This is a genomic window from Thermodesulfobacteriota bacterium (assembly GCA_040758155.1).
Classification (GTDB): domain Bacteria; phylum Desulfobacterota; class Deferrimicrobia; order Deferrimicrobiales; family Deferrimicrobiaceae; genus UBA2219.
The window spans coordinates 1-23239 of record JBFLWB010000161.1 but is presented as its reverse complement, the minus strand read 5'-3'; the positions used below and the strand labels follow the sequence as shown (position 1 = coordinate 23239).

Here is a 23239-nt window from a genome sequence, read left to right as displayed (position 1 = left end):
AGCACGTAGAAGGACTCTTTCTTCCCGCTCGAGAAGCTTTTCGATTCGATTGCCTGGACGACTCCGACTCCGTGAGCGGGATACACCGCCATCTGCCCGATTTTAAACGTCACCACCGTCTCTCCTTCTACGCGTCTGGGAAGCATATGGTCGGTTTTGTTTTGATGTATTATATTGCTTTTCCTGATATCCGTCAATGAGAGGTTGATATGGCCGGAACAGGCACCCAGTCCCCCGTATGGATCACCGATCTTTCCGCCCGGCCGGGGAAGGGCCTTCTCGACAAGACCGGGGCGCTTCTGCGCGCCGCGGGGCTCAAGGACCGGATCCCCCCCAAGGCGCTGACCGCCGTGAAGCTCCACTTCGGGGAGAAAGGAAACACCGCGTTCATCCGCCCCATCTTCATCCGCAGAATCGTGGAGGAAATCGCCGCCGCCGGGGGGAAGCCGTTCCTCACCGACACCAATACATTATACGTCGGGACCCGGAGCAACGCGGTCGACCACCTTTCCACCGCGATAACGAACGGGTTCGCCTATTCCGTCGCCGGCGCCCCCCTGGTCATCGCCGACGGCCTTCGGGGGGAGAGCTTCGTCCGCGTCCCGGTGGACGGGCGGGAATGCCGGGAGGTTTCCATCGGCGCCGAGATCGCCCGCGCCGATGCGATGGTCGTGGCGAGCCATTTCAAGGGGCACGAGTTGAGCGGCTTCGGCGGGGCGCTGAAGAACCTCGGGATGGGATGCGCCTCCCGTGCCGGGAAGCTCGTGCAGCACTCGACGGTCGGCCCGGCCGTCGATCCGGAAGGCTGCACCGCCTGCGGAACATGCGTGGCCCACTGCCCCTCCGGGGCGATCGGGGTGGTCGACATGAAAGCGGTCATCTCCGCGGCGGAGTGCATCGGCTGCGCCGACTGCATCGTCGTCTGCCCGGAAAAGACAATTCATGTGGACTGGAACGAGGCCTCCCCGCTCGTCCAGCGGAAGATGGTCGACCACGCCCTCGGCGCCGTCGCGGGGAAGGAAAACTCCACCCTCTACGTGAACTTCGTTACGCAGATCTCGCCGTACTGCGACTGCTACGGCTTCAACGACCGGCCGATCGCGCCCGACGTGGGCATCCTCGCCTCCGCCGACCCCGTCGCGCTCGACCAGGCGTGCGCGGACCTCGTGATCCAGGCGATGGGATCCGACCCCTTCCGGAAGACGCACCCCACCGTCGACTGGACGGTGCAGCTCTCCTACGCGGAAGAGGTCGGGCTGGGCACGCGGGAGTACGGGTTAAAGACCTTATAGAGCGATGGCCTGCTGATTACGAATCATCTGCTCGCGTTATTTCTTCCTTCCGGCGGGAGGAGGTACAAGGAAGCGCTCATGCCATTCCATCTTGCGGGGGGCGGAATGGGTGATGCGCGGGAAATCCTTGTGGGCGGGATTGATGACCACGTTCTTCTCGATCCCCGAGGAGACTACCGAAGGCACCAACAGTACGGCTGTGCGGTTTTCGTCGAGCCATTTGTCCCCGTACTCCTGGCTGGCGATCTTGTCCTCCAGTTCCCACCCTGGGACGTCCCCCGACTCCACCACCTCGATCGGGATCGCCGGGATTTGGATCTCGATCCAGACTTGCCCTTTCGGGAGAAACCCGATCCCCGCGTAGGATAGCTGCTCGAGCATGGCCCCGGCATACGTCGCCGCGGCGTAGATTGCCTCCCGCCCGGGGCTGTTCCAGCGGCCTCCCCGATCCCGGGCCCCTTTCCCGTCGAATACGGGATGACGGCCGTCGCCGATCCGCCAGGCCCGAAGCGGCCCTTTACGCCGGGAGACCATGGAACAGGTTCCAGAGCATCTCCTCGATGCGGCGCGCCCCCAGTTCCGTATGGGATACCTCGATCGGGGTCTTCATCCCCAGCATCGGGTGGGGAGAGGTCAGGAACCGCCTTGCGTCCTCTTCGTCGTTCCAGACATGGTTGGCGGTTGCGATCACGCGCGCCAGCCGCTCGGTCTTTTCGCTTTCCTCGATCTTCAGGATCCGCTTCCGGCGGTGGTAGGTCGCCGAAGGGACGATCCGGTAGATGATCTTTTTCTGCTCCTTGGGGTCGCTGATGATCAAGGTGACGCAGCGTTGCAGCGACGCCTTCGGGAGGCCGCGCTCGACCTCCGCCTGGAGATCGCGAAGGGACCGGACCTTGTCCTTGATCCCGAGAACGTCGGCGATGGCGGCGGCCCGGATCATGGCGCCCTCTTTTCTCTCATTTGATCTAAATTTATTTATCACATAAGACACATGACCGGTCAAGAGGAAACTCGTAAAAAAAACAGCGGTGAGGCATGCCTGCCTCACCGCATTGGCCGTGCTCGCTTTTCTCCTGCCTTGAATATTACCCCGCCGGGGTGGCCGACCGGGCGATCCGCCGCTGCACGAGCGACCACGACTTCGTCGTGAGGAAGCTCTCCTCCATGTCGGCGACCATGCCGGCGAACTTGCTCATCGGCACGGTGAAGCTGAGCTCCGTCTTGCCGACGTAAGGGCGGGCGGAGACGTCGAACATGCCGAGCACGGCCCGCGGGCGCTCGGAGGCGTTCTCGAGGTACGGGTACTTGACGATGGCGCCGCAGCCCGCGCAGAAGGGGCAGAAGACGCCGTTGGGCTCCGCCTCGGAGAAGTTGGCCAGGGTGAACAGCCCCGAGAGGACGTCGGGCGGGGCGATGAAGACGACGGCGGCGGGCTGATCGGACCAGCCGAGCTTGTCGAACCGCTTGAACACGATGTACTGCTCGGGCGCCTCGAACGACGGCTGCCGCGTGACAAACTCCTTCACCAGCTCCGGCGTCTTCTTGTAGCGCTCCCCTTCCACCTTCCCCGGGATGCCGCAGGAGAGGAACTGCTCGAAGTTCGGCATGAGGCTCTGCGAAAAGCCGAGGTAATTCTTCCCTCCCTGGCATCCGATCGTGTACTCGTCGAAGCGCAGCGATTTCCCCTGCCGGACTGCCGCCAGCTCCCCGATGAAGCAGCGGTGCTCCTTCGGAAGATGCACTTTCTCGGTATCCTGCGGATCCTCGGCGTACATGAAGGCGAGGGGGATTTCGGCCCCCTCGAAGTATTTCTTCCAGAGCTCCAGAAAGCGGTCCCTCAGCGCCATGTCCATGGTGTCGATCCCTCCTTTTTTCAGAGCCGGCTTCGTTCCTCCCGGATCAGCTCGAACATCCGGTCGATCTCTTCCGGCGTGTTGTAGAAATGCGGCGAAAGCCGAAGCCCGCCCGCGCGGGGGGAGCAGAGCGCCTTCCGGGCGTGCAGCGCCTTCCAAAGGGCGGCGTTGTCGACCCCGGGGATGCGGAACGTCACGATCCCGGAGCGCTCCTCGGGGTGGTCGGAGGTGACCACTTCGTACCCGCCCTCCCGCGCCTTCTCGAAGAACCGCTCCGTGAGCCGCCGGACCCGCTCCCAGATCCGGTCGATGCCGATGGACAGCAGCAGATCCATGGATGCGCCGAAGGCGGCCAAGGCGGCCGTGTTGACGCTGCCCGGCTCGTACCGCCGCGCGTCGGGCGACAGGCGGAAATCGTAATTCTCGAAGTCGAAGCGGTTCTTCACGGAGTGCCAGCCCAGGATGACGGGCTCCACCATCTCCATCACGTCGCGGGAGATGTAGAATCCGCCGATCCCCTCCGGCGCCAGCAGCCACTTGTGGGCGTCCGCGGAGAGCGCGTCGATCCCGAACGCCTTGACGTCCATCGGAAGGACGCCGAGCGACTGGATCGCGTCGACGCAGAAGAAGATCCCGTGCTTCTGGCAGTATTCACCGATCCCCGAAAGGTCGTTGCGGAAGCCGTTGGCGAACTCCACCGAGGACAGGGTGATCAGCCTCGTCTTCCCGTCGCACGCGGCGAACACGTCCTCCTTGCGGATCCTGCCGTCCTTCGCGGCGACCATCCGCACTTCCACGTTGCGCGTCCGGAGCCGCATCCACGGATAGACGTTTGACGGGAACTCCACGTTCGCGGTGACCAGGTTGTCCCCTTCCTTCCACGGGAACCCCGCCGCCACGAACGACAGCCCCTCGGAGGTGTTCTTGACGACGGCGATCTCTTCGATCTGGGCGCCGACGAGCCGGGCGAAGCGCTCGCGGACATCGTGGGCGATCTCGCCCCACTTCGACGACCGGTACGCTCCCTCGTCGCGGCTGCGCTGGAACTCCCGGATGCCCGCCTCCGCGGCACGGGCAGGGATCGGCGAGACGCCCGCATGGTTGAAATAAAGGAACTCCGCGGAGACGGGGAACTCCGCGGCACGGATCGGCTCCACGTCGATGGGCAATGCGTCCCTCCCGGAGAGCGCTTTTTTTATACGTTATAATATTCCGGATGAATTGGTCAGAGGAAAACGCGCTCCGGTACGACCGGAATCTCCGCCTGAAGGAACTGGGGAAAGAGGGGCAGGAACGGCTGTTCCGGGCCTCGGTCCTGGTCGTCGGCGCGGGAGGGCTCGGGTCGCCCGCCCTGCTGTACCTCGCCGCCGCGGGCGTGGGACGGATCGGCGTGATCGACGGCGACCGGCTGGATCTGACGAACCTGAACCGGCAGGTCATCCATTCCGCCTCCGCGATCGGCCGCTGGAAGGCGGAATCAGCCGCGGACACCCTGCGCGCGTTCCGGCCGGACCTCGCCGTGGACGTTTACACAATGCTGCTCACCGCGGAGAACGCGCCGGAGCTCTTCCGCCGGTACGATGCCGTGGTGGACGCCTGCGACAACTTCCCGACGAAATACCTCTGCAACGACGCCGCCGTTTTGGCACGGCGCCCTCTCGTGCACGCCGGAGTGATGCGGTTCGCCGGGCAGATGCTGACCGTCGTCCCCGGGGAGACCGCGTGCCTGCGCTGCGTGATCCCCGAGATCCCTCCCCGGAAGGACTCGCCGGGTGCGGTCCAGGTGGGAATCTTGGGCGCGGCGGCCGGGATCGTCGGCGCGTGGCAGGCAATGGAGGCCGTCAAGCTGCTGGCGGGGATCGGTCCACGGCCGGGAGGTCACCTGATCACCGTCGACGCCCTCGCGGGCGAGACGTCGCGCTACCCGGTGGAGAAGGATCCCGCATGCCCCGCGTGCGGCGTCTCTCCGAGGATCGCGGAACCGCTTTCCCCCGCGGAATACGAACAGGAGCCGGCTCCCGTACAATGACCGCCATGCATCCCCCCGCGCGCCGGAAAGCGGTCATCCTGCTCTCCGGCGGGCTCGACAGCACGCTTGCCGCCCGGATGATCGCCGATCAGGGGATCGAGGTCCATGCCATCCACTTCACCTCTCCGTTCTGCACCTGCGACCGCCCGGGAAAGGGAGCGGGTGCGGGGTGCCATTCGCAGGCGCGGATCGTCGCCGACCGGATGGGGATCCCCATCCGCACCGTTTCAAAAGGCGAGGAGTACCTGGAGCTGATCCGCTCCCCCCGGCACGGCCGCGGCAAGGGGATGAACCCCTGCATCGACTGCCGGGTCTTCACCCTGCGGAAGGCGCGGGAGTTCATGGAAGAGATCGGCGCCTCGTTCCTCGTCACCGGCGAGGTGATCGGCCAGCGCCCGATGTCGCAGCGGGACGACGCGCTGCGGAGCATTGAAAAGCACAGCGGCTGCGCCGACATCGTCCTGCGCCCGCTCTGCGCCCGCCATATGCCCCCCACCCTGCCGGAGCGGGAGGGGTGGGTCGACCGGGAGAAGCTGCTCGCGATCCAGGGACGCTCCCGGAAGGACCAGATGCGCCTCGCGGAGGAGTGGAAGATCGGCGACTACCCGTGCCCGGCCGGAGGGTGCCTGCTGGCCGACCGGACCTTCTCCGTCAAGGTGCGCGACCTCGTGGAGCGCCAGCCCGGCTTCGGGATGTTCGACGTGAACCTTCTCAAGATCGGGCGCCACTTCCGGGTGGGCGCGGTCAAGGCGGTGGTCGGCAAGAGCCAGGAAGAGAACCGGCGGCTCGAGGCGCTCTGCCGCGGGAAGATCGCCGTGTACGTCTCGGAAAGCCATCCGGGCCCTTCCGTCGCCTTGATCGGCGGGGACCCCTCCGAGCGGATGGAGGTGCTTTCCCGCATCCTGACCAGGTACAGCGACATGGCCCGCCCCGGTCCCTTCGAAGTCCGGGAGCTTTCCCCGGACGGGGAGCGCACGGTGCGGGTCCCGGAAAACCGCGACTTCGGGGAGGTGGGGCATGGCCTCCTCTGCTGACCTCGAACGGTACGAAGCGCTGCTTTCCATCCTCCGGAAGATGGAGTCGGCGGTCGTCGCCTTCAGCGGCGGCGTCGACAGCACCTTCCTGCTGCACGCCGCGAAGGAGGCGTTGGGCGACCGGGTGCTCGCCGTGACGGCGACCTCTCCCACCTATCCCGCGTCCGAGCGGGAGGCGGCGGAAGCGATCGCGAAGGCATGGGGGGTGCGGCACCGCGTTGTGGTATCCGACGAGCTCGAGATCCCGGGATTCGCGGACAACCCGCCCGACCGCTGCTACCACTGCAAGAAGGAGCTGTTCGGCATCCTGGCCGCGATCGCCCGGGAGGAAGGGTACGCGGCGGTCTGCGACGGCTCCAACGCGGACGACACCCGCGACTTCCGCCCCGGCCGGCGCGCGGCGCGGGAGCTTTCCGTGCGCAGCCCCCTGCAGGAAGCCGGCCTGTCGAAGGAATCGATCCGGAGTTTAAGCCGCCGGTTCGGTCTGCCGACGGCCGAGCGCGGCTCGTTCGCCTGCCTTGCCTCCCGCTTCCCGTACGGGACGAAGATCGACCGCGAGGCGCTGGCGCGGGTGGACTCCTGCGAGGAGGCGCTGCGCAGGCTCGGCTTCCGGCAGTTCCGGGTCCGCGTCCACGGCACGGTCGCCCGGATCGAGGTGGGACGCGACGAGATCTCCCGCCTCTTCGAGCCGGAGACGGCCGACGCCATCGACGCCCACTTCCGGAAAAACGGCTTCCTCTACGTCTCCGTGGACCTCAAGGGCTACCGGACCGGCTCCATGAACGAGGAGCTGCCCGACTCCGCGCGCAGGCTGGTCGACGAGGGCCCTCCCGAAGACATCTGATACTCCGCTTTACGCCGCTCTGTCGCCGGCCGGCGGCCGGATCAGACTCTCGGCGGGAATGCCGAGGCCTCGATGGAGACGCCAGACCATCCTCAACGTCAGAGGGCGCTTCCGGTTCAGCACCTCGTACACCCGGTTGCGGCGGCCGATCATAGGCTCCAGGTCCTTTGGGGTAAGCCCCATCTGGTCCATCCGGAACTTGATCGCATCGACAGGATCCGGCAGATCGAGCGGATAGTGTTTCCGCTCGTACGCCTCGACGAGCGTCACGAGAACGTCGAGCCGGTCGCCTTTCGCGGTGTTCGGGACGGCGTCCATGAGGGTCTCGATTTCCTTCAGCGTCCGCCGGTAGTCTGACTTGGTCCGGATGGGGCGAATTTCCATGTCTGTCTCTCCCTTCAAACCTTTTGCGCGTCGATCTTGTCGTACTCCGCATGCGTCCCGATGAACCGGACATAGACGACCCGATACGGGTAATTGATCCAAACGACAATCCGGTACTTGTTGCCGCCGATATTGAAGACGGCCCTTCCCCCCTTGAGCACACTCGCCTTTGCGAAATCCGTCTTCACGTCCGCCGGAGAGGCCCAGTCTGCCTTCAGGACATGGCGGTACCACGCCAGGGTCGGCTCGCGAGCATCCATGTATGCCGGGTTATCGTCCCAGAACTTCTTCAATGCCGAAAGGGCGATAACTCGCATACGACGAGCATAGTCCCAATTTGGGACTTATGCAACTTCTTCCCCGGCTGGAAGCGAAGTATGTCCCCCCCTGAAAGGGCCATGGAGGTGTAAAATCCGGTAGCTTTGAGACCACAAGCTCCCGAAGAAAATACTCCATCGATCAGTAGACAGAGCCGTTATCAACGGAAAGAGGGTGTTCCGGCGCCCTTGTGGTCTCAAAGGCCCCGGAATTCGGGAAGCGACATGCCTGCGTGACGGCGGGAGGAATTCTCGACTTTCGGAGTGCCCTTGCGGGTCACATCCGAAGAATGTTCGACTTGAAGATCAGCTTCTCGTGGTCGTCGCCGTCGTCGGGGAAGGAGGCGTGGCCGAAGCGGACGTCGACGCGGACGTCCGGCGTCTTCTTGCGGATCTCGTCCGCCTCCGCCTCGATGGCCCGCTTGATGCGGGGGATGGCGCTCATCTTGCCGTCTTCCGCCTCGGGCAGGATCATCCCGAACTTCGCCTCGCTGATGCGCGCCACGATGTCGTATTCCCGCAGGGTGTCGCGGATCGCCTTCGCCACCCGGCGCATCACCTTGTCCTCCCGGCCGGCGCGGGGCTGCGACTCCTCGGGGACGCGCGCCTGCACCTCGCAGATCATGAGGACCAGCCGGCGCTGGAACCGCTTGGCCCGGCTGATCTCGTTCAGGAGGCGGTCCTGGAAATACTTCAGGGTGGGCAGGCCGGTCCCCTCGTCCAGGTTCCGCAGCCGCTCGTTCCGCTCGTAGGAGATGGCATTGGCGACCGCCTTCTCGACGTACCGCGTGAACTTGGTGAAGGTGTTCAGGTCCTCCGCGGTGAAGGAGGAGGGGAAGAAGGTCTTGTGCGGGAACTTGTCGAAGATGGTTACGGTGCCCAGGACGCCGTCGTCTCCCCGGAGGGGGAGGCAGATCAGCGTGCGGGCCGAGTCGGAGAACTCCTGCCATCCGCTCTCCTCGGCGATTTCGCGGACCAGCAGCGACGGCTCCCCCTTCAGGACCCGGGTGACCGCCTTCTTGTCCAGGAGGAAGAGGTCCTTCTGCTCCCCTTCCGTCTTCATGCCGTAGCATTCCCGGATGCCGTACTTCCCCGTCTGGGGATCGAGCAGGCGGATGACGCAGGTCTCCGCCTCCATGATGAGGCATGCGGAAGTGGCGACCAGGTTGAGGAGCCGCCCGAGGTCGAGGGTGGAGATGATGTTGACGCCCGCCTCGTTGATGGCGGCGATCTTGGTCATCCGCAGGGCGGCGGACTCCTCCCGGAGCGACGCGCCCACCGCGTCGGACAGCACCTTCGAGACCTCGAGCAGCGCCTCCCGCTGATCCCCGGCGATCCCCCCCTCGGACACCGAGTGGACGACGAACACGCCGTGGGATTCCCCCGTGGAGACCAGGGGGAGTATCAGGACCGCCCCCTGGCGCCGGCTGCCCGGCGGGGGCATCCGCTCCTCGAGAACGATCGGCCTCCGCTCGGCCAGCGCGAGCTCCTCGAGGGTCCCCTCCGAGGCGAAATGGATCTCCGGGGCGGACGGGTGCGGCCGCTGCGTCGAGGAGCGGACGAAGAAATCCTCGCTGTCCCGGTCGAAGAGCAGGACCGAGACCACGCCGCCGCCCACGTAGGAGGACACCTCCCCGCAGAGCTCCCGGAGCCGCTCCTCAATCGGTTTCGCCGACCGGAGGATGTCCCCGGCCCTGCCGGTGAACGCTTCGGACACTTAGGACCGCTCCTCCTCGAAAGAGATCCGGATCCGCATGCGCACGGGGTTTCCCGCCCCGTCGAGAAAGACGGCCGGAAGGACGGCGTGCCCCTCCGGCGAGACGAACGGCGATTCGAACTTCAGGAAGGTGAGGCCTCCCTCCTGTCCCTCGACGGTGACCGCGGGCGACGGCGCCGCGGCGGGGGGCTGCTTCACCGATGGGGTCTTCAGCGAGGTCGGCTCCAGTTCGAGCTCCAGCTCGATCGGCGTCTCGACGATCTCCTCGACATCGGAGATCTCCTGGAGCGGCTCGGGTTCCGGCTCCGGCTGCGGCTCCGGCTGCGTGAAGGTGCTCTGGATCCGCTCGTCGGCCAGCTCCATCAGCCCTTCCTGCGACGCCATCTCCCCCGGCATGAGGAGCGTCTTGCGGAGATGGTTGAAGACGGTCCGGGAGATGGCCACCAGCGTCTCGGTGACGCCCTTGCCGGCGGGCGCCACGGCCTCGAACGTCGGGACGTGCAGGAAGTTCAGCGCGGCGTCCATCTCCTTCATCGACATGACGTTCTTCAGGTCGCGCTTGTTGTACTGCATGACGAAGGGCAGGTCCTCGAGCTTCTTCCCGTAGCTGGAGAGGTTGTCCATCAGGTTCTTCAGGCTCTCCATGTTGCTGTTGGCCATTTCCTTCTGCGAGTCGGCGACGAACACGACGCCGTCGACCCCCTGGAGCACGAGCCGGCGGGTCGCGTTGTAGAACACCTGCCCCGGCACCGTGTACAGGTGGAAGCGGACCTTGAAGCCCTTGATCTGGCCCAGGTCGATCGGCAGGAAGTCGAAGAACAGGGTCCGGTCGGTTTCGGTGGGCAGCGACACCAGGCGCCCCTTCTGCTCGGGGCGCAGCATCTTGTGGACCATCTCGATGTTGGTGGTTTTCCCGGACAGCCCCGGGCCGTAGTAGACGATCTTCGCGCTGAGCTCGCGGGTCGCGTAGTTGAACAGTGCCACGCTCTCTCCTGTGCGCCTAAGTTCTTTGGGCCAGCAGCCTCTTCGCCTCCTGGCGGACGACGGCGGAGATGCCGCGGTTGTTCACCAGGATCCTCAATTCGCTCGAGGCGAACGACCGCAGGAACCGGATCGCCGCCGGAGGCGGGGTCCGGGGGTTCTGCACGATCGCGGCCACGATCTTCCGGTTCGCGGTCCATTGGCGGTTGTCCGCGATGGCCCGCAGGATCTCCTCGTTCGTCAGGGAGGAGGACGCGAGCGCCTCGATGTCCTCGTCCGAAAGCCGAGGGCTGCCGATCACTGCCCGCGCCACCATCGTGCTCGAGTCCCGGGACAGGATCCTGAGCGACTCCCGGTTCCCCTTCGAGGCCAGCTCGACCTTCTCGGGGACCGTCATGGCGGCGATCCGCGCCTCGAGGGAAGCGCGTTCCTCCTCGCTCACTCCTCTTCCTCTTCCCCGACCTCCTTCTTCGATTCCGCGATCACCTTCTCGGCGACGACCGCCGGCGCCTCCTCGTAATGGTCGAGCTTCATCGTGAACTGCCCGCGCCCCGACGTGATGGAGCGCAGGTCGGACGAATAGCGCAGCACCTCGGCCAGCGGGACCTGGCACCGGACGATCTGGCTCTTCCCGAGAGCGTCGACCCCCATCACCCGGCCGCGCCGGCCGTTCAGGTCTCCGATGATGTCGCCGACGTTCTCCTCGGGGACGACCACTTCCATCTCGGCGATCGGCTCGAGCAGCACCGGTTTGGCGGCCGCCGCCGCCTTCTTGAAGGCGAGGGAGCCGGCGATCTTGAACGCCATCTCCGACGAGTCGACCGTGTGGAAGGAGCCGTCGAAGATGGTCACCCTGACGTCGATCATCGGGTAGCCCGCGATGACGCCCTTGGACATCCGCTCCACGACGCCCTTTTCCACCGCGGGGATGTACTGCCGCGGGACCGACCCGCCCACGATGGCGTCGACGTACTCGAACCCCTTCCCCCGGGGGAGCGGCTCGATCCTGATCCAGCAGTCGCCGTACTGGCCGCGGCCGCCGGACTGCTTCTTGTGCTTGCCCTGCGCCTCGGATTTCCCCTTGATGGTCTCGAAGTAGGCGATCTTCGGCGTGCGCAGCTCTACCTCTACGCTGTACTGCCGCTTGAGCTTCTCGACGGCCACCTCGAGGTGCGTCTCCCCCATGCCGGCGAGGATGAACTCGTTGGTCTGGGCGTCCTTGCGGAAGCGCAGCGTCGGGTCCTCCTCGATCATCCGGGCGAGGGAGGCGCCCAGCTTGTCCTCGTCGTTGCGCGTCTTCGGCCGCACGGCGAAGGAGATCACCGGGTCCATGGTCTCCGGGAGCGGGAAGAGGATCGGCGCCTTCGGGTCGCACAGCGTGTCGCCGGTGGAGGTCTCCTTGAACTTGGCGACCGCCACGATCTCCCCCGCCGTGGCCGACCCGACGGCCTTCTGCTTCTTCCCCTCCAGCCGCAGGATCTGCCCGATCCGCTCCGACGCGTCCTTCGTGGTGTTCAGCGGCGACATGTCGGGGGTGAGCGTCCCGGAGAACACCTTGAAGATGGAGAGCTTGCCGGCGTAAGGGTCGGCCAGCGTCTTGAACACCTGGGCGGAGAACGGCGTCTTGTCGGCGATGGCGCGCTTCTCTTCGGCCTTCGTCTTCGGGTTGGCCCCCGCGACTTCCTTGCGGTACGAGGGGTCGGGCAGCGCGAAGTTGATCAGGTCCATGAGCGGCTGGATCGCGATGTTGCGCGCCGCGGAGCCGCAGGCCACCGGCAGGAACTTCATCGCGCGGACGCCCGCGCGGAAGCCCGAGCGGATCTCGTCCTCGGTGAGCTCCGTCCCCTCCAGGAACTTCTCGATGAGGGCGTCGTCGGCCTCGGCGCACGACTCTACGAGCTTCTCCCGCGCCTTCGCCGCCGCGGCGGCCATGTCGGCGGGGATGTCCTGGAGCGCGAACTCTCCCGTCTCGCCCTTGTAGACCAGCGCCTTCATCCGGAACAGGTCGACCACGCCGGAGAACTTCGCTTCCTGCCCGATGGGGAGAAGCACGGGGACGGCGGGGACCTTCAGGATCTCGGCCATTTCGGCGACCGCCTTGTCGAAGTCGGCCCGCTCCTTGTCCATCTTGGACACGAACGCGATCACCGGCACGTCGGCGGCGCGCGCCAGGTTCCACATCTTCTCGGTCTGGACCTCGACGCCGGAGACGGCATTCACTACGAGGACCGCGCCGTCGAGGATGCGCAGGCACGCGCGCGTGTCCGCCTCGAAGTTGATGTAGCCGGGGGTGTCGGCGACCGTCACTTCGACCTTGTTCCAGGCGTAGTGGTGGAAGGACGTGCTGATCGTGATCTTCCTCCGGATCTCCTCCGGGTCGTAGTCGAAGTTCGAGCTCCCGTCATCCACCTTCCCGAGCCGGTCGACGGCCTTCGCGTTGAAGAGGAGCGCCTCCGCGAGGGTCGTCTTCCCTGCGCCCCCGTGGGCGATGATCCCTACGTTCCTGATCTGCTGGATGTCCACTCTGAAATGCCCTCCTCGGCTAAATGTTCCTCTCGTATATAATACGCAGTCCTTCCAGAGTCAAATTCTCATCGATTTCGTGGATTTTGGAAGACTCGGCCGCGATCTCCCGCGCCAGCCCGCCGGTGGCGATCACGTGGGGGCTGATCCGCACCTCCCGGCAGATCCGGTCGATGATCCCGTCGACCAGCGCGACGTATCCGTAGAACAGGCCGGACTGCATCGCCGCCACCGTGTTCTTACCGATCACCGTCGGGGGCTTCGTCACCTCGATGCGCGGGAGCTTCGACGCCTCCCGGAAGAGCGCCTCGGCCGAGATGCTCACCCCCGGGGCGATCACGCCGCCCATGTAATCCCCCTTCGAGGACACGTAGTCGAAGGTGGTGGCGGTCCCGAAATCGACGACGATGGAGGCCTTTTTGTGCTTCGCGTACGCCGCGACGGCGTTGACGATCCGGTCGGCCCCGACCTCCTTGGGGTTGTCCATCTTGATGGAGATCCCCGTCTTGATCCCCGGCCCCACCACCATGGGGGGCACGCCGAAGTAGCGGCCGCAGAGGTCGACGATGGTCGGGGTGAGCGGAGGGACGACGGAGGCGATGACGATCGCCTTGATGTCGCGGGACGAGAAGTGGCTGGCGTCGTAGAGGTTGCGCAGGAGGATCCCGTACTCGTCGCTGGTCTTCTGGCGGTCGGTCCAGACCCTCCAGTGATGGAGGAGCTTCTCCCCTTCGTACACGCCGAGGACGGTGTTCGAGTTCCCAACGTCGATCACGAGAAGCATAAGATCTCTCCGCCGTGCACCCGCTCGATCGCTGCCGTTCCGTCCGGGCGGAACCGTAGCGCCCCTTCCTCGTCCACGCCCTGCGCGGTCCCCCACGCCTCCCCCCCGGGGCGGGAGAGAAGGACCCGGCGCCAGCGGAGGAAGTCTCTCCGCGCCCAGTCCGCGTGGACCGCGGGGAATCCCCCGGCCAGGTATTGCCGGTACCGCTCCGCGAAGGCGTCGAGGAACGCGGCCAGGACCGCCTCCCGGTCGAAGACCCGGCCCGCCCGGATCCTCATGGACGTCGCCTTTCCGCGGAGTTCGCCCGGGATCGCCTCCTCCGGCAGATTCACGTTGATCCCCGCGCCGACCACGGCGTAACGGAGACGGCCCGCGTCGAACGCCGTCTCGACGAGGATCCCGGCGGCCTTCCGCTCCCCCAAGTACAGGTCGTTGGGCCACTTCAGGAGGGCGGGGACGCCCTCCCTGTCCGTCGCGTCGGCGAGGGCGATGCCCGCCATGAGGGAGAGCGCCGGAACCCGCGCGTTCGGGAGGTCGGGGCGAAGGAGCAGCGAAACGTAAATGTTCACGCCCGGCGGTGAAATCCACCGCCGCCCCTGGCGCCCGCGTCCTCCGGTCTGCGAGTCCGCGACGACGACCGTCCCGTGCGGGGCGCCGTCCTCCGCCAGGGCCATCGCCCTGCTGTTCGTGCTGTCCGTAACGTCGAGGCGGATCACGTCGTTCTATTAAGCATTTCGCGGCGATGGAAATCAACCGAAAGATGGCGGGCCGCCTTCTACGCGAACCTCGTCTCCCAGTCGCGTCCCGGTCCGCTCGATGACCCCTCCCGGCAGCTCGAGGACCCCGGCCGCATACCGGTAAAAACCGGAAATGCGGTTTCTTCGGAACCGTTCGTACAAGCCGACGACTCTCCGGTCCGGACTCAAGAAGACCGCGTCGAACTCGAACCGCATCCCGAAAGAGTGGATCCCCGTGCAGGGTGAGATCCAGAGCCCCTCGCCGGGGGAAAGGCCTTCCGCCCCGATCAGCCCTTTCAGCCTCGGGAGGAAGCCCTCCGCGGGACGGATCCTCTCGCCGAGGAGCGCGTCCCGGGTCACGTTGCGGGCCATCATGCGGCGGGGAACGCCGCGTACGGCTCCGCCCGGCGGGCCCACTCGCTCCTCGGGTAGCGTTCGACCAGCAGGTCGTACGCCTTCCGCAGCTCCTTCGGGTCGCGCGCGGACCGGTAGCCGGAGACGCCGCGCAGAAACGCCGCCTCGGGCGCCACGCCCGCGTCCGGGTAGCGATCCAGGATCGTCGAGAACACCGGGATCGCCTCCGCGTGCCGGCCGGCGTCGTAGAGGATCTTCGCCTTGCCGAGCCAGAGATGGGCGAAGAGGTCCTCGGCGGGCACATACCCGACGAACCAGTGGTGGTTCTTCCCCTCCGCGTCCAGGATGAAGAACGTGGGCGTCCACTTCACGGCCATCCGGACGACCGGGTCCGAGGGATTGTCCAGGTCGCTGAACGTCCTCACCGGGACGAAATCCGCGTTGATGAAATCGATCACGGACGGGTCCGAATACGGCCCCAGGTCCATCTTGGCGCAGCCGACGCAGCCGTCGAACCAGAAGTCCTGGAAGATCGGGCGTCTCATGGCCTTCGCCTTTTCCAGCGCCGTCTCGATGTCCTTCTCCCAACGTATGCCCGACATGAGCCCCTCCTTGGTGACCGCTTTCTATGACAAGGCGCGCCTCACAAGCTCCGCGATGTGGACGACGCGCAGCGACGGGTCGGTGCGGGCGGCCATGTCCCTCATCTGGAGCACGCATCCCGAGCAGGCGGCGGAGATGATCCTCGTCCCCCCCCGCGCCGCGACGGAAACCTTGTTCTCCCCGATCCGCGCCGACGTCGGGTAGTCCCGGATGTTGAAGGTTCCACCGTACCCGCAGCACAGGTCCGCCCCCTCCATCTCGCGGAACGCGCCGCCCACGGCCTTCTCCAACACCCGCCTCGCCTCGGGCCCCTTCCCCAAGGTGCCCGTCAGGTGGCAGGAATCGTGGTAACCGATCTCTCCGGGGCGCTCCGCCGGCGGCGGGTCCGGCAGCCGGTCGACGACGCCGGAATCGAGGATGAAACTCGCGTAGTCCGTCGACCGCCCCGCGACGAAGGCCGCGTCCTCGTGGGGCGGAGTCCCTTCCGGAAACAGCATCGGGATGTTTCTCTTGAACATGAGGAGGCACGACCCGCAGGGAAAGACGATCGCCGGCGGGGCCGCCTCGCGGAGCCGCCGCAGGTTCGCCTCGATGTTCTCGAGGGCGGATTTCCGGTCGCCGGAGACGAGCGCCGGGAGTCCGCAGCACGCGGCGCCGCGGAACACCGAAACGGCCTTCCCCGAAGCCTTCATCGTCTCGTAGGCCGCGCGCCCCACGTCGGGATAGAGGTGGTCGAACACGCAGCCGACGAAGAGCATCGCCTCGCCGAACGATCCCTCGCGCTTCCCCAGCGATTCGATGAATCCCTTCGCCGGAAGCTTCGGGACCGTCCGGCCGCCGCCGAGGAACCCGAGCGGGAACCGGTAATGCAGGCCGCTCCCCGTGGGGACCTTCTTCAGGAAGAGACGCTCCGCGGCCGCGCCCGCCTTCCGGAGCACGCGCATCGCCGGGTCCGACGGCATCACCTTGCCGAAGAGGACGCTCTTCCACGCGGGGACGCCGACCTCGTCCGCGAGGTCGGCCCGCGCCTTCATGACGATCTCCTCGTAGAGGACGAGGTTGGGGCAGATCCGCTCGCAGCGCCCGCACAGGAGGCAGTCCGCCATCGCCTCCTGGACCGCCGACGGGTCGGCGTTCTCGCCGGACAGCGCGCTCTCGAGGATCAGCACCTTCCCGCGCGCCGCCGCGTTCTCCGTCTTCCGGTGGGGATAGAGGGTGCACACGGTCCGGCATGTCCCGCACTTCGCGCACAGCCCCGCCATCTCCTTGAGCGCGTCATTCTTCACGCGGGGCCCGCCTTCTCTTCCATGAAGATCTTGCCGGGGTTCAGGATCCCGTTGGGATCGAAGCACTCCTTGAGGCGCTTCATCACCGAGACGCCCGCCGGCCCGACCTCCATCTCGAGGAAGGGCGCCTTGACGATCCCGACTCCGTGCTCCCCCGTGATCGTGCCGCCGAAGGCCAGCGTCCCGCGGAACACCTCCTCGACCGCCTCCTCGGCCCGCCGGTACTCCTCCAAGTCGGTCCCCGAGATCATGATGTTCACGTGGACGTTGCCGTCGCCCGCGTGACCGAAGTTGACGATGGTCACCCGCTTGCGGGCGGAGAGGTCGGCCAGGAAATCGAACATGTCGGCGAGGCGGCTTCGCGGGACGACGACGTCCTCGTTCATCTTGACCGCCCCCACCCGGCGCAGCGCCGGGGAGATCGACCGGCGCAGCTTCCAGAGCTCGTCCCTTCCCCGCGCGTCGGAGGCCCGGCGCACCTCGATGGCCCCGCACGAGCGGCACGCCTCCTCCAGCCGGTCCGCGTCCCGCGCCGCGGAAAGCTCGCCCCCGTCGACCTCGATCAGGAGCGCGCTGCGCGTCCCCTCCGGCAGGTCCACGGGGATCGTCTCCCGGACGCAGTCGATCGCCGTGCGGTCCATCATCTCCATCGCGGACGGCGTCACCCGCGCGGCGACGATCGCGTTGACGGCGTCGGCGGACCGCCGGTTGTCCGGGAACAGCGCAAGCAGCGTGGTGACCGTTTCCGGGTGCGGAATCAGCCGCAGCGTCGCCTTCGTGACGATGCCGAGCGTCCCCTCGGAGCCCACGAGCATCCGCGTCAGGTCGTACCCGACCACGCCCTTCATCGTGATCACGCCCGTGCGGACGAGCTCGCCGGTCCCGAGGACCGCCTCGAGGGCGAGGACGTAGTCCCGCGTGACGCCGTACTTCACCGCGCACATCCCGCCGGCGCACTCCGCGATGTTCCCTCCGACGGTGCTGAAGTTCAGCGAGGCGGGATCGGGCGGGTAGAAGAGGCCGGCCTTCCGGACCGCATCCTTCAGCGTCCCCGTGACCACCCCCGGCTCGACGACGGCGTACAGGTTCGCCGCGTCGATCGCCAGGATCCGGTCCATCCGTTCCAGGGAGAGGACGAGCCCTCCGTGGACCGGCAGGGAGCCGCCGGAGAAGCCGGTCCCCGCGCCGCGGGGGACGACGGGAAACCGGTGGAGATTGGCCAGCCCGACGATCCGCCGGACCTCCTCCGCGTTCTCCGGAAACGCGACCGCGTCGGGGAGGAACTTTTTCCGTGTGGCGTCGATCGCGTAGCAGGTTCGCGTCTCGAGGGAGGTGTGGAGGCGTTTCCCCAGCAGCTCGCCGAGGGCGGAGAGTGCCGATGTTTCCATCGGTTCAATATACCACACCGCTCCCGCGGGGCGCCGCGGGGCGGCGCTTCACGGCTCGAGCGAATGGATGAAGGCGGTGATGACCGAGTTGAGCTCGTTGGGCCGCTCCAAGATCGGCAGGTGCCCCGTGCCGTGCAGGATCTTCAGCACCGCCCCGGGGATGTTCATGGCGAGGTACTCGCCGTACTTCAGCGGCGTGAGCCGGTCGTCGGCGCCGTTGACCACCAGCGTGGGGAGCCGGATCGCCCCGATGCGGTCCATCACGTCGAAGCCGGTGCAGGCGCGGAAGTCCGCCAGGTAGGTCGCCGGCCGCGTGGAGAGGACGTCCTGGAGCACGTCGTCGCGGAGCTCGTGGGAGGTTTCCCGTCCCAGCATCCGGTCCACGAGCTCCGGCGCGAATTCCCGGAAGCGCGTCGAGATCGACGCGACGATCTCCTCGCTGACCTTCAGCTTCGCGCCGGAGGCGATGAGGACGAGGGCGTCGATCCCGGGAAGCTCGTTCAGCGCGGCCTGCAGGGCGATCGCCCCTCCCATCGAGTGCCCGACGAGGACGAAATTCTTCAGCCCGAGCTCCTCGACGAATTCCCCGACCCAGTCGGCGGCGGCGTGGATCGTCTCGAACGGCGTCCCGCCGCTCTTCGCGTGGCCCGGTAGGTCGGGGATGACGAGGCGCGCCGTGCCTTTCATCCGCGCCCACTGGTCCCGGAAGGTGTGGTGCGATCCACCGGCGCCGTGGAGGAACAATATGACCCGCGGGCTCGGTTTCAAGCTGTCCTGGAACCAGACCACTTCCTCCCGTATCGAAATCTCCGGCATCTCCCGGATCCTCCCCGATTGGGATATGATTCCCGAACAAGTATATCCAATAATCCGGATTGTCAAATAACGTTTGAGGGAGAAACGGGACCGATGAAGACGGTCGGCAGGGAAATCCTGTGGAACCTGCCGCAGTCCGCGGCAGTCGTCATGTGGTCGCTGTTCGGGCTGGTGCTGCTCGTCGCCGGCTGGGGGATATGGCAGCGCGTCGCGGCGTACCTCCGGGGGCGCGCGGAGCGGGAGAACCGGTTCGACGGGTGGATGGACCGCGTCGAGGACCTCGTCCGGTACGCGTTCCTCCAGGACCGGGTGCTGCGCCGGAAGGCGGGCGGGCTCATCCACCTGTGCATCTACGCCTCGTTCCTCGCGCTGATCGTCGTCACCACGCTGGTGGCGGTCGAATACGACCTGGGCATCGTCTTCCTCGACGGGAACTTCTACCTCGCCTTCAAGCTGTTCGCCGAGACGTTCGGCCTGCTGCTGGTCCTCGGGACGCTGGCAGCCCTGTTCCGCCGCTGGGCCGTGCGCCCGCCGGGGCTCACCCGGGACAACGACGACAATTTCCAGCTCCTCGTCCTCCTCGCCATCGCGGTCACCGGCTTCCTGATCGAGGCGGCGCGCATCGCCGCCACGAACCCGAAGGCCGCCCCCGTTTCGTATGTGTCCAGCCTCCTTGCCCCGGCCCTCTACGGCGGGATGGAGCTCCCCGCGATCCTCTCCGCCCACAAGGTTCTCTGGTGGCTCCACCTGGCGCTCGCGTTCGGCTTCCTCGCCTCCATCCCCTTCTCGAAGATGATCCACATGGGCACGGGTTCCGCTAGCGTCTTCTTCCGCTCCTCCCGGCCGAAGGGGGCGCTCCAGCCGGTGCCGAACATAGAGGAGGAGGAGAAGCCGGGGGTGGCCGCGCTGGAGGACCTCTCCTGGAAGCAGCTACTGTCGGCGGACGGGTGCACCAAGTGCGGGAGGTGCCAGGACGAATGCCCCGCCTACGCCGCGGAGATGCCGCTCTCTCCGCGGGAGGTGATACTCAAGACGAAGGACCGGCTCGACATCGGGATCCGGTCCGCCCTCGCCCCGTCCACGGTGGAGATCGACAAGGCCACGGGGAAGCCGCCGGCACCGGACTTCGTCCGCGAGGTACTCACCCCGGAGGAGATCTGGGCATGCACCACCTGCCGCGCCTGCATGGAGGCGTGCCCCGTGCTCATCGAGCACATCGACATGATCGTCGACGTGCGCCGCGGATACGTCGCGGCCTCGAAGGTGCCCGACACGGTGCGCACCGCGCTGCGGAAAATGGGCGACACGGGGAACCCGTGGGGGCTGCCGCAGGACGACCGGATCGCCTGGGCCGCGGGGCTGGAGGTGCCCTTCGCCGCGGACAAGCCCGACTTCGAGTACCTGCTGTGGGTGGGATGCGCGGGAGCGTACGACCCGAGGAACCAGAAGGTGACCCGCGCGCTCGTCTCGCTGCTGAACCGCGCCGGCGTGAACTACGCGACGCTCGGCCTCGAGGAGATGTGCTGCGGCGAGTCGGCCCGGCGGATGGGCGAAGAGGGGCTGTTCCAGCTCGGGATGGTCGAGATGGTGAAGGAGACCTTCAAGAACTACAAAGTGAAGAAGGTGATCACGCAGTGTCCGCACTGCTTCAACACCTTCCGGAACGAGTACCCGCAGTTCGGCGTCGACGTCGAGGCGACGCACCACTCCGTCCTGGTCCGCGACCTGATCGCGCAGAAGCGGCTCGTCCCGCAAAAGCCGGCCAGCCTCGCCCTCGCCTTCCACGATTCGTGCTACCTGGGGCGCCACAACGACATTTACGACGCTCCGCGCGAGGCGATCCGCGCCATCCCCGGCATCGCCCTCAACGAGATGAAGAAGCGCCGGGAGGAGGGCTTCTGCTGCGGCGCCGGCGGAGGCGGGATGTGGATGGACGCGAAAGGCGGGAAACGGATCAACCACCTGCGGTTCGACCAGGCGATGGAGACCGGCTCCAACGTCATCGGCTCCTCCTGCCCCTACTGCCTCACCATGTTCGACGACGCGATCAAGTTCAACAACCTCGAGGATTCGGTGAAGGTCAAGGACCTGGCGGAGCTGGTCGCAGAATCGTTACAAGGGTAGTTGCAATACAACAACTTCCCTTGTATATTTATCAACGAAACTTGTTTTTATACAATCGGAATGGCCATGGAAAACGACGCCGAGACCGTCCTTTCGACATTACTGAAGAAGCGGCTGAAAACGCTGGGGTATCCTTCCCTGCGCAAGTTCCACGCCGACCGCCCGGGGATGGGGCTCAGTTACGAGATCCTGCGACAGGTCGTCTATACGGGGCACGTACCCCGTCCCGAGACCCTCTTCCGGATCCTGGGCGCCATGCAGTTCTCCACAGGCCAGGTCCGGAAGATCTGCGGCATGCATTATGGGGACTATCTTCCGATCCCCGATTCCCGGCCGGCGGAACCGCCCGCGGAGGAACCTCCGCCCGCCCGGGCCGACCGGCAACGGCAGGAAGCGGACGGACAGCAGCCGTCCTCCGTCCTGGAGGATCCCGCGGAAACGATCTCCCGCCTGCGCGCCGCCCTCCCCCAGCTTCCGCTCCAGGGAAACGAGGACTTCTGGGAGCTGGTCCAGTCGATCGCGCGGGTCGCCGAACAGAAGGCGCGCCGCGCCGCCGCCCGGGAGTCGGAGCAGCCGCTCCTGTTCGCGGGGGAGCCGGAGGCGATCTATCAGTTCCTGGTCCGGAAGAACCGGATCCCCCCGTTCCTGTCCCGCGGGGAGGAGATCTCCTTCGCCTTCCTCGAAGGGATCGATTACCGGGACCGTTACCTTGGCGCGATGCTCGGCGCGGCGGCCGGCGATGCGATGGGGATCGTGACGCAGGGCCTTTCATCGAGGGACATCCGGGAGCTGTACGGGGACGCGATGGACATCCCGGAGATCCTCACCGTCCGGGGGGCTTCCGGCCTCCCCGAAAGCTCGCCGCTGCTCTCGGCCGCCCGCTCCCTCCTTCCCGACGGGATCCTCGACCCGTCGAAGACCGCCGCGGCGCTGGCCCGCTCCGTCCGCAGGGAGGACCCGGCGGGGATGCTCGGCTTCGCGCGGAACCTCCTGGAGCGGGGGCTTCCGTGGCACGAGGCGGGCGAGAATCTGCCGGAGAGCGTTCCCGCCGCGCTCGTCCTCCCGCTGGCGCTGCTGCGCGCCGGGAACTTCCGGCGGCTCAAGCTCGAAGCCGGCATCTTCGCGTCGCTGACGCACCCGAACGCGGGGGCGATCGCGGGAGCCGTCGCGCAGGCGTGCGCCGTCGCAAAGGCGCTGCACTCCCCGCCCGGGTCGCTCGACGTGCTCTCCTTCCCGAGGACGCTTTCCCCGCTGGTTTCCGGTATCGAGCCGGAGCGCGGGGCGAAGCCGCGCGTCGGCCGGTCTCCCGCCACCGTGGGGAGGAGACTGGGCGCCGAGCTGCCCGCCCTCCTGCTGCGCAGGGCGCCGGTCCCCGAGATGCAGGAAGCGCTCGGCAACGGCGAATCCGCCCACGAGGGGGTCGTCTTCGCTCAAGGATGTTTCCTGAGGTCGCCGGGAGGGTTCGAGGACGCCGTCCTGAACGCGATCGGCCAGGGCGGCGATGCGCGGGCGATCGGGGCGTTGGCGGGCGCCATGTGCGGCGCCTACGTCGGGCGCGCGGGGATCCCGAACCGGTTCCTTGCGCGTCTGCCGCTTCGGGAAGAGCTCTCGGAAGCCGCGGAGGCGCTGCATGCCCTCGCGACCCGGGAAGGTTGAGGAAGGCTCAGTCCGTCGATCGCTGGACGAGCATCCCTTCCGACAGGATGCGGAACACTTCGGCCGACGTGACGGACGGCTGGAACTTCTGCCGCTTCGAGAGGATGTAAGTCCGGGACAGCTCGTCCATCGCCCCGAAGACGACGCGGCGCGCGACGCCGACGTTCATGTCCGCGCGGAAGAGCCCGGCGGCCACCCCCTCTTCGATGATCCCCGACAGGACGTCCAGGTATTCGAAGAATTTCACCGGCGTGTAATCCTTCAGGAACTTGCTGCTCTGCCGCAGCTCCACCTGGATCACCTCGATGAGCCCCCCCTCGCTCTCGAGGAGGGTCATGTGGTTCTCTATGAAGATCTTCAGCTTTTCCAGGGCATTTTCGCCGGCCTGGATCCGCGTCTTCACGCCGGACACGATCTCGTCCATCTTCTCTTCGAAAAGGGAGATCAGCAGGTCGTCCTTGTTCTGGAAATACAGGTAGATGGTCCCGTCCGCCACGCCGGAGGCCCGGGCGATCTC

Annotated in this window: 24 protein-coding genes and 1 pseudogene; 6 read left to right on the top strand and 19 right to left on the bottom strand. The window is 66.6% G+C overall.

What is annotated here, in order from left to right; all coding sequences use genetic code 11:
- The coding region (locus tag AB1346_11380) for a CarD family transcriptional regulator (GenBank protein MEW6721040.1) at window positions 1–146 on the bottom strand (146 nt) is incomplete at its 3' end.
- A 63-nt stretch (window positions 147–209) separates the two neighbouring features.
- On the opposite strand from AB1346_11380, the gene AB1346_11375 reads away from it, so the two are divergent.
- Window positions 210–1292 (top strand): DUF362 domain-containing protein, encoded by a 1083-nt coding sequence (locus AB1346_11375; GenBank protein ID MEW6721039.1) that lies wholly within the window; start codon window positions 210–212, stop codon window positions 1290–1292.
- 36 nt (window positions 1293–1328) lie between these two features.
- Here AB1346_11375 and AB1346_11370 read toward each other — a convergent pair whose 3' ends face one another.
- The 4 genes from AB1346_11370 to AB1346_11355 form a co-directional block, all read right to left on the bottom strand.
- Window positions 1329–1826, bottom strand: coding sequence for an RES domain-containing protein (locus tag AB1346_11370; GenBank protein ID MEW6721038.1), 498 nt, complete (start codon window positions 1824–1826; stop codon window positions 1329–1331).
- The gene (locus AB1346_11365; protein ID MEW6721037.1) at window positions 1810–2232 is read right to left on the bottom strand and encodes an antitoxin Xre/MbcA/ParS toxin-binding domain-containing protein; all 423 of its coding nucleotides are present in this window, start codon (window positions 2230–2232) and stop codon (window positions 1810–1812) included. The genes AB1346_11370 and AB1346_11365 overlap by 17 nt, the downstream gene beginning before the upstream one ends.
- A 145-nt stretch (window positions 2233–2377) precedes the next feature.
- Window positions 2378–3145 (bottom strand): DUF169 domain-containing protein, encoded by a 768-nt coding sequence (locus tag AB1346_11360; protein MEW6721036.1) that lies wholly within the window; start codon window positions 3143–3145, stop codon window positions 2378–2380.
- 20 nt (window positions 3146–3165) lie between these two features.
- A complete protein-coding gene (locus AB1346_11355) occupies window positions 3166–4314 on the bottom strand; it encodes an aminotransferase class V-fold PLP-dependent enzyme (GenBank protein MEW6721035.1) in 1149 nt (382 codons plus the stop codon).
- A 47-nt stretch (window positions 4315–4361) separates the two neighbouring features.
- Between AB1346_11355 and AB1346_11350 the strand changes: the two genes are divergently transcribed.
- Genes AB1346_11350 through larE form a run of 3 tightly spaced genes read left to right on the top strand, consistent with a single transcriptional unit; the run spans window position 4362 to window position 7052 of the window.
- Window positions 4362–5174 (top strand): HesA/MoeB/ThiF family protein, encoded by an 813-nt coding sequence (locus AB1346_11350; GenBank protein MEW6721034.1) that lies wholly within the window; start codon window positions 4362–4364, stop codon window positions 5172–5174.
- The gene (locus AB1346_11345; GenBank protein MEW6721033.1) at window positions 5171–6208 is read left to right on the top strand and encodes a 7-cyano-7-deazaguanine synthase; all 1038 of its coding nucleotides are present in this window, start codon (window positions 5171–5173) and stop codon (window positions 6206–6208) included. The genes AB1346_11350 and AB1346_11345 overlap by 4 nt, the downstream gene beginning before the upstream one ends.
- Entirely contained in the window at window positions 6192–7052 is an 861-nt protein-coding gene (gene larE, locus AB1346_11340; protein MEW6721032.1) for an ATP-dependent sacrificial sulfur transferase LarE, read from the top strand. The genes AB1346_11345 and larE overlap by 17 nt, the downstream gene beginning before the upstream one ends.
- A gap of 9 nt (window positions 7053–7061) precedes the next feature.
- Here larE and AB1346_11335 read toward each other — a convergent pair whose 3' ends face one another.
- The 13 genes and pseudogenes from AB1346_11335 to AB1346_11275 form a co-directional block, all read right to left on the bottom strand.
- Window positions 7062–7436 carry a transcriptional regulator gene (locus tag AB1346_11335; protein ID MEW6721031.1) on the bottom strand — a complete coding sequence of 125 codons (375 nt, stop codon included), beginning with the start codon at window positions 7434–7436 and terminating at the stop codon, window positions 7062–7064.
- Between the two features lie 14 nt (window positions 7437–7450).
- Window positions 7451–7753: a type II toxin-antitoxin system HigB family toxin gene (locus AB1346_11330; protein ID MEW6721030.1), complete on the bottom strand. Its 303-nt coding sequence runs from the start codon at window positions 7751–7753 to the stop codon at window positions 7451–7453.
- A gap of 277 nt (window positions 7754–8030) precedes the next feature.
- Complete coding sequence (locus tag AB1346_11325; GenBank protein MEW6721029.1) at window positions 8031–9470, bottom strand: diguanylate cyclase; 1440 nt, start codon at window positions 9468–9470, stop codon at window positions 8031–8033.
- Between the two features lie 405 nt (window positions 9471–9875).
- Window positions 9876–10454, bottom strand: a pseudogene (locus tag AB1346_11320) (ADP-ribosylation factor-like protein).
- Window positions 10455–10470: 16 nt separating this feature from the next.
- Complete coding sequence (locus AB1346_11315; protein ID MEW6721028.1) at window positions 10471–10893, bottom strand: hypothetical protein; 423 nt, start codon at window positions 10891–10893, stop codon at window positions 10471–10473.
- Window positions 10890–12974 carry an elongation factor G gene (fusA, locus tag AB1346_11310; protein MEW6721027.1) on the bottom strand — a complete coding sequence of 695 codons (2085 nt, stop codon included), beginning with the start codon at window positions 12972–12974 and terminating at the stop codon, window positions 10890–10892. The genes AB1346_11315 and fusA overlap by 4 nt, the downstream gene beginning before the upstream one ends.
- Window positions 12975–12993: 19 nt before the next feature.
- The gene (locus tag AB1346_11305; protein ID MEW6721026.1) at window positions 12994–13758 is read right to left on the bottom strand and encodes a type III pantothenate kinase; all 765 of its coding nucleotides are present in this window, start codon (window positions 13756–13758) and stop codon (window positions 12994–12996) included.
- The gene (locus AB1346_11300; protein MEW6721025.1) at window positions 13746–14474 is read right to left on the bottom strand and encodes a biotin--[acetyl-CoA-carboxylase] ligase; all 729 of its coding nucleotides are present in this window, start codon (window positions 14472–14474) and stop codon (window positions 13746–13748) included. Before AB1346_11300 ends, AB1346_11305 begins: the two co-directional genes overlap by 13 nt.
- Before the next feature lie 33 nt (window positions 14475–14507).
- Window positions 14508–14870: a DUF192 domain-containing protein gene (locus tag AB1346_11295; GenBank protein ID MEW6721024.1), complete on the bottom strand. Its 363-nt coding sequence runs from the start codon at window positions 14868–14870 to the stop codon at window positions 14508–14510.
- Window positions 14867–15451: a tetratricopeptide repeat protein gene (locus AB1346_11290; protein ID MEW6721023.1), complete on the bottom strand. Its 585-nt coding sequence runs from the start codon at window positions 15449–15451 to the stop codon at window positions 14867–14869. Before AB1346_11290 ends, AB1346_11295 begins: the two co-directional genes overlap by 4 nt.
- Window positions 15452–15475: 24 nt before the next feature.
- On the bottom strand, window positions 15476–16738 hold the full coding sequence (locus AB1346_11285) for a (Fe-S)-binding protein (protein ID MEW6721022.1): 1263 nt from the start codon (window positions 16736–16738) through the stop codon (window positions 15476–15478).
- Window positions 16735–18126 carry an FAD-linked oxidase C-terminal domain-containing protein gene (locus AB1346_11280; GenBank protein MEW6721021.1) on the bottom strand — a complete coding sequence of 464 codons (1392 nt, stop codon included), beginning with the start codon at window positions 18124–18126 and terminating at the stop codon, window positions 16735–16737. The genes AB1346_11285 and AB1346_11280 overlap by 4 nt, the downstream gene beginning before the upstream one ends.
- A 48-nt stretch (window positions 18127–18174) precedes the next feature.
- Complete coding sequence (locus AB1346_11275; GenBank protein MEW6721020.1) at window positions 18175–18942, bottom strand: alpha/beta hydrolase; 768 nt, start codon at window positions 18940–18942, stop codon at window positions 18175–18177.
- 93 nt (window positions 18943–19035) lie between these two features.
- Here AB1346_11275 and AB1346_11270 point away from each other — a divergent pair, with 93 nt between their 5' ends.
- Window positions 19036–21066: a heterodisulfide reductase-related iron-sulfur binding cluster gene (locus tag AB1346_11270; GenBank protein ID MEW6721019.1), complete on the top strand. Its 2031-nt coding sequence runs from the start codon at window positions 19036–19038 to the stop codon at window positions 21064–21066.
- Window positions 21067–21132: 66 nt separating this feature from the next.
- Entirely contained in the window at window positions 21133–22722 is a 1590-nt protein-coding gene (locus AB1346_11265; protein ID MEW6721018.1) for an ADP-ribosylglycohydrolase family protein, read from the top strand.
- Window positions 22723–22729: 7 nt separating this feature from the next.
- Here AB1346_11265 and AB1346_11260 read toward each other — a convergent pair.
- A partial coding sequence (locus tag AB1346_11260; GenBank protein ID MEW6721017.1) for a TetR/AcrR family transcriptional regulator occupies window positions 22730–23239 on the bottom strand: 510 nt, incomplete at its 5' end.